The sequence below is a fragment of the Mycolicibacterium vulneris genome, assembly GCF_002104765.1.
Lineage (GTDB): Bacteria > Actinomycetota > Actinomycetes > Mycobacteriales > Mycobacteriaceae > Mycobacterium > Mycobacterium vulneris.
The window spans coordinates 143,096-154,398 of record NZ_NCXM01000014.1 but is presented as its reverse complement, the minus strand read 5'-3'; the positions used below and the strand labels follow the sequence as shown (position 1 = coordinate 154,398).

General features: G+C 63.7%; 11 protein-coding genes. 9 read left to right on the top strand and 2 right to left on the bottom strand.

Going from position 1 to position 11,303, the window contains the following annotated elements; all coding sequences use genetic code 11:
- On the bottom strand, positions 1 to 77 hold a 77-nt coding region (locus tag B8W69_RS31430), incomplete at its 3' end, for a hypothetical protein (RefSeq protein ID WP_245843264.1).
- Between the two features lie 405 nt (positions 78 to 482).
- The gene (locus B8W69_RS15590; protein WP_085290674.1) at positions 483 to 3,944 is read right to left on the bottom strand and encodes an indolepyruvate ferredoxin oxidoreductase family protein; all 3,462 of its coding nucleotides are present in this window, start codon (positions 3,942 to 3,944) and stop codon (positions 483 to 485) included.
- Positions 3,945 to 4,103: 159 nt separating this feature from the next.
- On the opposite strand from B8W69_RS15590, the gene B8W69_RS15585 reads away from it, so the two are divergent.
- From B8W69_RS15585 to B8W69_RS15545, 9 genes are all read left to right on the top strand, one after another.
- Positions 4,104 to 4,604: an Lrp/AsnC family transcriptional regulator gene (locus tag B8W69_RS15585; RefSeq protein WP_085290673.1), complete on the top strand. Its 501-nt coding sequence runs from the start codon at positions 4,104 to 4,106 to the stop codon at positions 4,602 to 4,604.
- A 313-nt stretch (positions 4,605 to 4,917) separates the two neighbouring features.
- Positions 4,918 to 6,321, top strand: a complete 1,404-nt coding sequence (locus B8W69_RS15580) for an aromatic ring-hydroxylating oxygenase subunit alpha (protein ID WP_085290672.1) — start codon at positions 4,918 to 4,920, stop codon at positions 6,319 to 6,321.
- A complete protein-coding gene (locus tag B8W69_RS15575; RefSeq protein ID WP_085290671.1) occupies positions 6,318 to 6,905 on the top strand; it encodes a 3-phenylpropionate/cinnamic acid dioxygenase subunit beta in 588 nt (195 codons plus the stop codon). The genes B8W69_RS15580 and B8W69_RS15575 overlap by 4 nt, the downstream gene beginning before the upstream one ends.
- 50 nt (positions 6,906 to 6,955) lie before the next feature.
- Positions 6,956 to 7,213, top strand: a complete 258-nt coding sequence (locus B8W69_RS15570; protein ID WP_220084558.1) for a hypothetical protein — start codon at positions 6,956 to 6,958, stop codon at positions 7,211 to 7,213.
- Positions 7,210 to 8,016, top strand: coding sequence for a 3-(cis-5,6-dihydroxycyclohexa-1,3-dien-1-yl)propanoate dehydrogenase (hcaB, locus tag B8W69_RS15565; protein ID WP_085290691.1), 807 nt, complete (start codon positions 7,210 to 7,212; stop codon positions 8,014 to 8,016). Before B8W69_RS15570 ends, hcaB begins: the two co-directional genes overlap by 4 nt.
- Before the next feature lie 36 nt (positions 8,017 to 8,052).
- On the top strand, positions 8,053 to 8,250 hold the full coding sequence (locus B8W69_RS15560; RefSeq protein WP_085290669.1) for a ferredoxin: 198 nt from the start codon (positions 8,053 to 8,055) through the stop codon (positions 8,248 to 8,250).
- Positions 8,250 to 9,494, top strand: a complete 1,245-nt coding sequence (locus B8W69_RS15555) for an NAD(P)/FAD-dependent oxidoreductase (protein ID WP_085290668.1) — start codon at positions 8,250 to 8,252, stop codon at positions 9,492 to 9,494. The genes B8W69_RS15560 and B8W69_RS15555 overlap by 1 nt, the downstream gene beginning before the upstream one ends.
- Positions 9,495 to 9,501: 7 nt before the next feature.
- Positions 9,502 to 10,287, top strand: coding sequence for an IclR family transcriptional regulator (locus B8W69_RS15550; protein WP_085290667.1), 786 nt, complete (start codon positions 9,502 to 9,504; stop codon positions 10,285 to 10,287).
- The gene (locus tag B8W69_RS15545) at positions 10,284 to 11,282 is read left to right on the top strand and encodes a substrate-binding domain-containing protein (RefSeq protein ID WP_245843261.1); all 999 of its coding nucleotides are present in this window, start codon (positions 10,284 to 10,286) and stop codon (positions 11,280 to 11,282) included. The genes B8W69_RS15550 and B8W69_RS15545 overlap by 4 nt, the downstream gene beginning before the upstream one ends.
- Positions 11,283 to 11,303: the final 21 nt, after the last annotated feature.

Here is an 11,303-nt window from a genome sequence, read left to right as displayed (position 1 = left end):
GAACGCAGCAGTTTGTAGAGCAGGTCAGTGCTGATGTTCCCCGACCCGACAATGGCCACACTCGCCTTAGTCGGCATATGTGCTCCTCATATTGGCGTGCAGCGTTTGAAAAGAACTGTTCAGCGAGCGCAACTGGAATCTCCGACTGAGCCCGAACTTCATCCGGCCGCCGTTGGCCGTGGCTTGAGGTCGACCCTGGCCACGTCTCCGATGGCGGCAACAGGTGGACGCCCAGCACGGGAACCACGGTGACCCAAGCAGGATTGGGCTGCCAGCATTGCAGCTCACGCCGAGACCCGGCAGATTAGCGCTTCGTTGCACCGGACCGCGGGGATACCCGAGTGCACAGCAAGTTCCGGATCGGGTACAAGGTTTAGTCGGCGAAGCTGACCGGGATGCGGTCGGCGCGCCCGGATCATGCGGTGTGGTCGTGTTGCAGCCCGCGGCCCCTGCGCCGCCAACGGCAAGCCGCACGTCGTCCGTCACAGGTGCGGCAGCGAGTCAGTAGCGATCCCAAGTTCGCCGAGACGCGCCAAATAGGCGCCAAGGTTACGCACCTTGACTTCCTCATAGCCGCGAATGAGATCGGGGGCTGAGGCGACGGCCAGTGCCCATTCGTAGGAGTCGAGTGTGAGCGACCGCAGGAGGTCGTTGATGGTTGCTTCGTAGTGGGTGATCAACTGACGTTCGATCCGTCGCATCTCGGTGTACCCGAAGGGGTCCAGAATTGTTCCCCTGAGATGTTTGGCCTTCGCCAGGAGCCGAAGCGCTACGTGGGTGCGCGGACCCATGCTGATCTTCTTCTTGCGACCGAGTGCCTTCAATATCGGTGGGTGCAGCTTGAAGGTCAGGTTTTCTCCGCCGGGGACCTGTGCTCGCACCGATGCGAGGAACACCGGGTCGGTGAGCATTCGGGCGACCTCGTACTCGTCCTTGTATGCAATGAGCTTGAAGAAGTTTCGGGTTATGGCTTCAGACAGGTCGGTGCGGTCGGTGATGGTGCGCTCCTGATCCCACGCACGTTGCGTCAGGTTGATCAGCCGAGCAGCCGTGTGGTCATCCTGGTATGCAACCAGGTCCGCCGCCCGCCGTTCCAAGAGTTCACGCACGGTCCCAGTGACCGTGCTCATCGTGAAAAGATGGGTCGGCACCTGTGGCGTCCGTTCGTCGACCGGGTCTGCGGTGGCGATCCGGAATTCCTCTGGCTTGGCGACGGCGACCCGACCCCACTGGAAGGCAGCTTGATTCATCTGCACAGCGACCCCGTTCATCGAAATCGCGTCCTCGATCGCGGCGGCGGTCAACGGGAGCCCGCCGACCTGATACGCGGCGCCGACCAAGAGAAAGTTCGCGGTGGTGGTGTTGCCGAAGAGTCGTTCGGCGGCGGCCAGTGCGTCGAAGGACACGAGCGACCGACTCCGGGCGTCCAACCGGGACAACAGCGATTCATCGCTTGGGTACCCGACGGCGGCGTCGTAGACCATGTCTCCGGTGGGCGTCCTGCTGGTCGAGGCGATCGCAACGGTGCGATCCGGGCCGCTGTAGCCGAGGTTCTTGGCATCGACGGCGGTGAGCAGGTCGAAGGCCAAGATGCAATCGGCCGCCCCGGCGCTGATCCGGTTGGATGAGGGGACGGGTTCGGTACTGAGCCGTAGGTGGGAGGTGACCGGTCCAGCCTTCTGGCTCAGGCCGGTCTGGTCCAGGCCCTCGGCGTAGAAGCCGGTGCGAAGCGCGGCCATCGCGAGCACCTGGTTGACGGTCACGATCCCCGTTCCGCCGATGCCGGCCAGGAAGACGTTGTAGACACCCGAGATCGGTGCCACCTCGGGGTCGGGCACGTACGGGGGGATGGGTCGGTCGGGCGTGGATGGGTTCTTTGTCGGGGGCAGTTCCACGGTCACGAAGGACGGACAGTTGCCGTCCAGGCAGGAGTAGTCGGTGTTGCAGGTGCTCTGGTCGATTCGGGTCTTGCGGCCGAGTTCAGTTTCGACCGGCTGAACCGACAGACAGTTACTCTTGACGCCGCAATCGCCGCAGCCTTCACAGACCGCCTCGTTGATCACCACCCGAGTGCGTCGCGGCGGCAGCATTCCCCGCTTACGCTTGCGGCGCGCTTCTGCCGCGCACTGCTGGTCGTAGATCAGTGCCGTGACGCCTTCGGTGTCGCGCAACAGACGCTGAGCCTCGTCGAGGCGATCGCGGGGCCACAACAGCACTCCGTCGGCGAACACCGCGCCTTTGTGTCGCTTGGGCTCGTCGGCGCAGACGATCACTTTCGACACACCATCGGCGACGAGTTTGTGCGTGAGTTCGGGAACCGTCAGTCCTGCCGCGACGTCCTGGGCTCCGGTCATCGCGACCGCGCTGTTGTAGAGGATCTTGTAGGTGATGTTCACACCGGCGGCGACACACGCCTGCACCGCAAGCTGTCCAGAATGAAAATACGTTCCGTCGCCGATGTTTTGGAAAATGTGTCGGACATCGGTGAACATCGCCTGGCCGATCCATTGCGCACCCTCGCCACCCATTTGGGTGAGGGCGGTGACCGCAGAATCTGTTCGCGAGGACATCGTGACTAGCGTGTGACAGCCGATTCCGCCGCCGGCCAGCGATCCGTCCGGCACCGTGGTGGAGCGGTTGTGTGGACAACCGGAGCAGAAGTACGCCGTCCGGGTGGAGGGCAGCACCGTCAGGTCGAGCGTCGGCCGCGGGGCGGGCGCGAGCGCCACCCGTTCCTTCAACACCGCGCGAAGCGGTACGAGAAGGCGTGCGGTGGTGAGTTCGCCATCCGGGGGTATCAGCGTGCTCCCGTCGAGCGCTTCTTTACCCAGAATCTCGGGCGCCTTGCGGCGGCCGTAGAGGATGTCCTTGATCTGCGTCTCGACGAACGCCGATTTGTCCTCAACCACCAGTATCCGCTCGACGCCGTCGGCCAGGCGGGAGACAATCTGTGGGTCAAGAGGATAGGGCATACCGATGCGCAGGATGCGGATGCCTGATCGGGTCAGGTCCGGATCGGTCAACCCCAGGTCGACGAGTGCCTCGCGCACCGTGTCGTAGGCCGTGCCGACGGCGACGATGCCCAGCCATGCCTGCGCGGGATCAACCTCGATACGGTCGATGTCGTTGGCGGCGTTGAACGCTCGCACCATCGCCCAGCGGGGGCCGTACAGGTCCGCCTCAGCGAGCAGGCTGTCCGGCGGAGCGGCGCAGATGCGTTGGCGGTAGGTCCAAGGTCGGCCGTCCCATTCAATGGTGGGGACGGTGATGTCGAAGTCGGAGAAGTCGCGGTCCAGCGTCCAGAGTCCGTCTGCGACGTCGGCGACGATCTTCATGGCAGCCCAGCATCCCGACGCGCGCGACAACGCGATGCCGTACATGCCGAACCTGATGATCTCTTCGGCGTTGCGGGGGAACAGGATCGGCATCGATAGGGCCGCCAGGGATCGCTCACTGGCGACGGGGAGGCTCGAGGACTTCGCGCCGGGGTCGTCACCAACCAGGGCGAGCGCACCGCCTGCGGGGTTTGCCCCGTACATCGCGCCATGGCGCAGGGCGTCGCTGGCGCGGTCGAGCCCAGGGCCCTTGCCGTACCAGACACCGATCACCCCGTCGTAGCTGCGGCTACCCCGGGGCAGGTCATTCTGGCTACCCCACACCGACGTGGCGGCGAGTTCTTCGTTCATTCCCGGCACAAGGTAGACATGGTGGTCGGATTCGAGGTCGGGCAGGCTGGCTAACAGCTGGTCCAGTCCGCCAAGCGGACTGCCCTGATACCCCGAGACGAAGGTGGCGACGTGGTGGCCCACGCGGGCGTCCCGTTCGTGTTGTTCGACCATCAATCGAGCGATTGCTTGAACTCCGGTCAGCAGGACTGGCCCGGAGGACGTCCGGTACCGCGCTTTGAGGTCGGGGTCAGGCCCGGCTGTACAAAGATCAGTCAAGGTGATGCGCCGTTCAGGGATTGATGAGATGCGCGGATGGCATGTGGTTCGAAAGTTCCTATCAGGTTGGTCCGGAATAGATTTCAGGTCAACTAACCTCGTTTCAACTGAGCAAATAGTTCAGTTATAAGGGTAAAGTAACTTAGTGAGGTGACTCGAATGTTCAGCATCGATCGGCTTGACGTCGATCTGCTCGAGATGCTCGCGCGCGACGCGCGGGCCGGAGTCCTGGAACTGGCGTCCAGGCTGAGCATCTCGCGTAACACCGTGCAATCGCGCCTGAAGCGACTGGAAGAGGGCGGACTGGTCGCCGGCTACCGCCCCGAACTCGACCTCGCACGGGTCGGAATCGCCACGCAGGCTTTCATCGGACTCGAAGTGCAACAGGGCCGCCTCGGCCCAATCGTGGAGGCTCTCATCGGGATACCTCAGGTGCTGGAGATCCACGCGACCACGGGGCGCGAAGATCTTCTGGTCCGCGTCGCTACCGAGACACAGGCCGGACTGCAACAGTTGATCGAGCAGGTGGTCGATATTCCGGGGGTTGTGCACTCGACGACGACATTGGCGCTGACGACTCCGCTGACCTTTCGGGCCGTGCCGCTACTCAAGGAGATGACGCGCAACGCGGGTTGGGGACGGTCGACGCCGAAGGATTGAGGGGTCGGCGATCTGGGGCCTGTTCGCTGTCAGCACCGTACCGGCGGGCAAGGGTTATCTATTGAACAAATATTATGATATCTGTACTATCCGTAGTAGACGTCTCACCAACTGAGCTGCCGTAATTCATACCCTCGGAGCCAACGAACGGAGAGTTGCGACCAGGCATGGGTATCGACTCCGTCGTTGTGGGACAGGCGTTGTCCAACGTAGCTCCCGCTCATAGGACCCAACTCAGTTGCAGTTCATGTCTTCCTGCAGAGAGCGGTCCTGCCACCAAGGGGGCGTTGCCCCGTTGCCGAAGGAAGGTGTCATGACCGACCAGTCCATGGTCCTCGATGAGGTTCGCCGAGGCATGATCCCGGCCCACATCTACAACGACCGGGAGATCTATGAGCTGGAGAAGCGGCACATCTTCGCTCGAGCGTGGGTTTTCGTCGGCCACGAATCGGAGATCGCGCAGCCAGGAGACTATGTCGTGCGGCGGATTATCGATGACTCGTTCATTATCACCCGTGACGAAAACGGCAGGGTCTGTGCGCATTTCAACATGTGTCTGCACCGCGGCATGCAGGTATGCCGGGCGGAGATGGGCAACGCCTCGCACTTCCGTTGTCCGTATCACGGATGGTCCTACCGCAATGATGGCAGGCTTGTGGGGTTACCCTTCCACCAGGATGCCTACGGTGGCGAGGAAGGATTTGCCCGCAAAGGACAACAGCTGCTGCCGGCTCCGAACATTGCCGTCTACAACGGCATGATCTTTCTCAGCTTGGACGCCCAGGCGCCACCGCTGGAGGATTATCTGGGGGACTTCCGGTTCTACCTCGACTTCTACACGCGGCAGAGCTCGAGTGGAATTGAGCTGCACGGACCACAACGGTGGCGGATCAAGGCGAATTGGAAGATCGGCGCGGAGAACTTCGCCGGCGATATGTACCACACGCCCCAAACGCACACTTCGGTGGTCGAGATCGGACTCTTTCGCGAGCCCAACGCGCAGAAGCGCAAAGAGGGTGCGCTGTACTGGGCCGGCAATGGCGGCGGAACCACCTACAAACTGCCTGACGGATCACTGGAGGACCGGCTTCGGTACGTCGGCTATCCCGACCAGATGATCGAGCGGATGAAGCAGAGCTGGTCGCCAGATCAGATCGCCGTTATCGGTACCGACGGCTTCATGTTCAGTGCCGCAACGCTGTATCCCAACCTGTCCTTCGTGCACAACTGGCCGAAGGTCGCCGACAGCGACGATGTGCTTCCGTTCATCACGTTGCGGCAGTGGCAGCCGATCAGCGAGGACGAGACCGAGGTGCTGTCATGGTTCGCCGTAGACGCCGACGCCCCGGAAGAGTTCAAGGCGCTGTCCTACAAAGCCTATCTCATGTGCTTCGGTAGTACCGGCATGTTCGAACAGGACGATGTCGAGAACTGGGTGTCGCTGACCAACACTGCGGCCGGCTCGATGGCACGGCGATTACTGCTCAACAGCCGCATGGGTCTGCTCGCCGATGACTCGGAGGTGGCGCCTCCACTGTCTGCAGACCGATTCAGCGGGCCGGGGATCGCCCGTCAAGGTTACAGCGAGTTCAATCAGCGAGAGCTGTTGCGACGCTGGGCAAATGATCTACAAGCCGGTTCTGCCGAAACGGCACGCCCCGAACTGTCCGACGGTATGACGGTCAGCGGCGACCACGGGACGGTGGTGCGCGTATGAGCACTGCCCCCGACACCGATTCCAGCCGGTCCCGCCTCGGAGGGTCGGCATCGCGCGTCACCCGGACAGGCAAGACGCTGCGATTCGACGATGAGCGGCACCTGTGCGCCCACCAGTGGCTGGTGGACGAGTCCTATCTGCTGGACGGGCAGGCGTATTCGCAGTGGCTCGAGGTTCTCTCTGAGGACATCCACTATCTGATGCCGGTCAGGGTCACGACGGCGCTGGCCGCCGGCTACGACACTTCGCCCGGCATGGCACATTTCGATGAAGACAAGTACTCGTTGTCTCGCCGGGTAGCCCGCTTCCTCACCGAACACGCCTGGACCGAGGATCCGCCGTCCCGGCTGCGCCACCACTTGTCGAACGTGCGGACCTTCGCTACCGACGACCCGGACCACCTGATCGTCGAGTCCGCCACCTTGCTGTTCCGCAGTAGAGGCGACGTGCGTGAGGGTGCCTTTCTATCCGCGGGCCGGGAGGACCTGCTGCGACTTGAGGGCGAGCAGTGGCGGCTGGCCCGTCGCATCATCTCGGTCGACGAATCCGTCATCCGCATGCAGAATCTGGCGGTGTTTCTGTGACGCGCCCCGAGCATGAGCAGACTGCCCCGACGGGAGCGGCACGCAGTGAGCTGCTCAGACATGTTGTCGGCGAACCGATCACGATCGGTAACGAGTTCAGTGAGGTGCGCCTCACCCGGGTCGACACCCGCAACGGCTCGCGGCTGCTGATCGAATCGCAGAAGTCCGGGCAGTGGGTGGCGTTGTGTCCTCTCGAAGTTGAGGCCCTGACGTGGCAGTCGACCGCGACATTCTCGGCAATGATCGGACACCCCTTCGGATCCCTGGTCGACGAGCGGTCCGGTCAGCCCGCTCCGGAGTCGTGGTGACCGGCTGGCTCACCGGTCGGCGGGCTCTTGTCGTGGGCGCCGGTTCGGGGATTGGCAGGGCGGTGGTCGACGCCTTTCTGGATGAGGGTGCGCGCGTGGCTGTTTTGGAACGCGATGAGCAGAAGTGCTCGGCGCTGAGCGCCCAGCATCCCGATGTCCCCGTAGTGTGTGGCGACGGGAGCTTGCGCGGCGCCAATGACGCGGCCGTCGGCGCCGCGGTCGAGGCGTTCGGCGGTCTGGACGTGCTCGTCAACTGCGTCGGCGTGTTCGACTTTTACCGCAGCATCGAAGAGATCGACGTGGACGTCCTCGACGAGGCATTCGATGAGATCTTTCGCATCAACGTCAGAAGCTATCTGCATTCGGTCAAGGCGGCGCTTCCCGCGCTGCGCGAATCCGAGCGGCCCGTCATTGTGCTGACCGAGTCCACGTCCGGGTACTACGCGGGGCGAGGTGGGGTGCTCTACGTGGCTTCCAAATTCGCCGTCCGCGGATTGGTCACTGCGCTATCTCATGACCTGGCGCCGCAGATCAGGGTCAACGGTGTTGCCCCCGGCGCCACCCTGGGTACCGACCTTCGCGGCCTGGCCGTTCTGGGCATGGCGGACCGCAGCATCTCGAAAGTGCCCGGTCGTGCCGAAGAGATGTCGGCGCGCGTTCCCCTCCAGGTCGCGTTGTCCGCTGAGGACCACGCGTGGAGTTATGTGTTCCTGGCATCGCATCGCGCCCGCGGCATCACCGGCGACGTCATCCACCCCGACGGAGGCATGAGCGTCGCCGCGGCGCCGAGGAAGCGCAGTTGAGCACTGGCACCGCACGATCGGAACAGAGAGGACATCATGCCCAGACTCCACGCTGACTACCAGTTGTGCCAGGGTTATGGCAACTGCGTGACCGGCGCTGCCGACACCTTCGATGTCGACGATGACGGCGTGGTGGTGCTGTTGCGTGACACCTTCGCAGAGCCTGAGCGCTCACGAATCGAGGACGCGGTTGGCAGTTGCCCCGTGAACGCCTTGAGCATCGAGGGCGACTGATGTCCGGACAGACCGTCGTCATCGTGGGGTCGTCCGTCGGCGGGGTGCGCACCGCAAAGGCGCTGCGATCCCAGGGCTTCGGCGGCCGGATCGTGTTGATCGGCCGTGAGAGCAGTCTGCCCTACGACAAGCCGCCCCTCTCCAAGCAGTTTCTCGCAGGCTCGTGGGATCAGAGCCGGCTGACGATGCTCACCGCCGAAGAAGCCGACGAGGCCGGTATCGAACTGCGCCTCGGCAACGCAGCTGAGCACCTGGACCTTGCTGATCGAGCGGTGGTCCTCGCCGACGGCGCGCGGGTCAAATTCGACATCCTGGTCGTGGCCACTGGCGCTGATGCGCGACCGAGCCCGTGGCCGGTGGCCTCCGGTGTTTATCTCGTGCGGACGCTGGACGACAGCCGTGGACTGGCTCGCGCGCTGGCGACTGCCGGACCGGTAGTAGTCGTGGGCGGCGGATTCATCGGTGCCGAGGTCGCCGCGACTGCGCACGCCGCGGGGCGGAACGTGACCATCGTCGATCCGTTGACCGCACCGATCGGCCGGGTCGTCGGGGCTGAACTCGGAGCGATCCTCACCAGCGTGCACGCGAGGCACGGGGTGCAGGCGCGGTTCGGCGCCGGTGTCGAGTCGGTCGACGGACGCGAAGGGGATCTGCGCGTCACCCTAACCAGCAAAGAGACGCTGCGGGCTGCCATCGTGGTCGTCGGTATTGGCGCCATCCCCAACGACGCCTGGCTATCCTCTTCCGGACTGCTGATCGACGATGGCGTGGTGTGTGACGAATTCTGCCGTGCGGTAGGGCATCCGGGCGTGTTCGCGGTCGGCGACGTGGCGCGCTGGCGTCATCGTGGGTATCGGGAAGATGTCCGGGTCGAGCACTGGACCAACGCCGCTGAGCAGGCCGCCTGTGTGGCCCACAACATCACCCACCCCGACGAGCTGCGTTCCTACGCGCCGACCGAATACGTGTGGAGTGACCAGTACGACTGGAAGATACAAATCGCCGGGCGGCCACACCGAGCGGTGCTTGATCGGATCGTCGGCGACCTGAACAGCGACTCGCCGCAGGGCGTAGCAGTGTTCGGCGATCAGGACGGGATGCTGACTGGGGCTGTCACCGTCAATTGGCCGAAGGCACTGATGATGTGCCGCAGGATGATCGGCGCGGGAACGACCGTCGCCGACTGCCTGGCGGAAGTGGAACGCTTACCGCAGCTCAACATAGGCCAATCAGCTGGAGGGTGATCACCTGATGACGATGGAAGCAGAACCGATCGTTGCCCGGGCATACGGGCCGATACCCCAGTACCCGGTGGAATCGGTTGACAACGCCTTGCAGATCGTCATGCTCCTAGCGGCCCGGAATGAACTCCGGCTCACCGATGTAAGCGCCTACCTCGGTGTGGCGAGCTCGACGGCGCACCGGCTACTCGCCATGCTGGCCTATCGCGGACTGATCCGCCAGGATCCGAAAACGAAGGCCTACCGTGTAGGACCGGGTCTGGATCTGCTCGCCTTCAGCGTGCTGCGCCAGCTGGATGTCCGCGACCGGGCCCGACCGGTGTTGGAGAAACTGAACGCCGGCCTAAGGGAGACCGTGCATCTGGGGCGGCTGGAGGGCGCCGAGGTCGACTTCGTCGCGTCCATCGAGAGTCCGCAGGCGCTGCGGGTGTCTAACCGGCTGGGCGTGGCGATGCCCGCACACTGCACGTCGACCGGCAAGGCGTTGCTTTCCGCTCTCGGGCCCGGGGAGCTCGACCGGCTCTATCCGCACGCCGATCTGATCCAGATGACGCGGAATTCCATTGCGTCGAGGGTGGCGCTCGATGCGGAGCTCGCCGAGGTGCGCAGGCGCGGGTATGCCATCAGTAATGAAGAAGGCGAGGTGGGCGTGATCTCCATCGCAGTAGCGCTGCGCGGCGGATCGTATGCCCTCAACGCCTCGGTGCCCGTCAGCCGAATGACTAGGAGCTTGCGTCGAACTGTGCTCAGTGAGCTGATTGCGGCTACCGATGAGATCGGGGCACTGCTGCCATGAATCGGGCAGAGCGTCTCGAATTGACCTACGGTGGCGAACTTTACGACAGAACGCGTCGCCTCTACACGGGCGAGGTCGCACCTGAGGGTATACGGATGCGCTACCTGCACACCGCGATCGAAGATCTCTTCTGGCGCCAGGGCAAGTACGGCGAGTTCGACGTGGCCGAGTATTCGATGGGTGCATACCTGTCCACGGTCGACGATCCCGATCGGCCTTTCGTCGCCCTCCCGATCTTCCCGTCTCGGCTCTTCCGGCACTCCAGTGTCTACGTCCGTGCCGACACGAATGTGGCTGAGGCGGCCGACCTCAACGCTGGCGTCATCGGGACCCCCGAATGGAGCATGACCGCCTCGTTGTGGATGCGCGGCATACTGGGCGAGCATCACGGTGTCGATCTCGCGTCAGTCCGTTGGCGCACAGGTGGTCTCGAGGAGCCGGGTCGTCAGGAGAAGGCGCCGGTGGCACCTCCCGACCATTTCGACGTCTCCCATATTGGCGACGAGGACACCCTCAGCGCCCAGCTGATTCGTGGCGAGCTCGACGGACTGATCACCGCGCGTCCCCCACGGGCGTTCCTGCAAGGCGATCCGCGGATTCGACGGTTGTGGCCCGACTTCCGTGCGGTGGAGCGCGCCTATTTCGACGTCACGCAGATTGTTCCGATCATGCACGTGGTAGTCGTCAAGCGTTCGGTGCTCACCGCTCATCCCTGGGTGGCCAACAATCTTGTCGATGCGTTCGAACGGGCCCGCAAACCCGTACAGCGGGAGCTTATCGACACCGCAGTGTGCACGACCAGCCTGATATGGGAGTCCTCCTACGCGGAAGCAGAAAAAGACGTTCTCGGCGATCCCTTCCGCGGCGGCGTCGCTGAGAACGTCGCCGCCCTACAGGCATTGCTGGCCTACGCGCACGAGCAGGGGTTCAGCGAACGCCTGCTGCGACTCCAGGATGTGTTCGTACCGTCGACGGTCAGCGCAGCGCGGGTGTAGTCCCGAGAAACCCGTTGTGCC

Bases quoted from the DNA above. Each gene is read 5' to 3' on its own strand.
- B8W69_RS15585 (WP_085290673.1), top strand. From the start codon at position 4,104: ATGTTCAGCATCGATCGGCTTGACGTCGATCTGCTCGAGATGCTCGCG.
- B8W69_RS15580 (WP_085290672.1), top strand. From the start codon at position 4,918: ATGACCGACCAGTCCATGGTCCTCGATGAGGTTCGCCGAGGCATGATC.
- B8W69_RS15575 (WP_085290671.1), top strand. From the start codon at position 6,318: ATGAGCACTGCCCCCGACACCGATTCCAGCCGGTCCCGCCTCGGAGGG.
- B8W69_RS15560 (WP_085290669.1), top strand. From the start codon at position 8,053: ATGCCCAGACTCCACGCTGACTACCAGTTGTGCCAGGGTTATGGCAAC.
- B8W69_RS15555 (WP_085290668.1), top strand. From the start codon at position 8,250: ATGTCCGGACAGACCGTCGTCATCGTGGGGTCGTCCGTCGGCGGGGTG.
- B8W69_RS15550 (WP_085290667.1), top strand. From the start codon at position 9,502: ATGACGATGGAAGCAGAACCGATCGTTGCCCGGGCATACGGGCCGATA.
- B8W69_RS15545 (WP_245843261.1), top strand. From the start codon at position 10,284: ATGAATCGGGCAGAGCGTCTCGAATTGACCTACGGTGGCGAACTTTAC.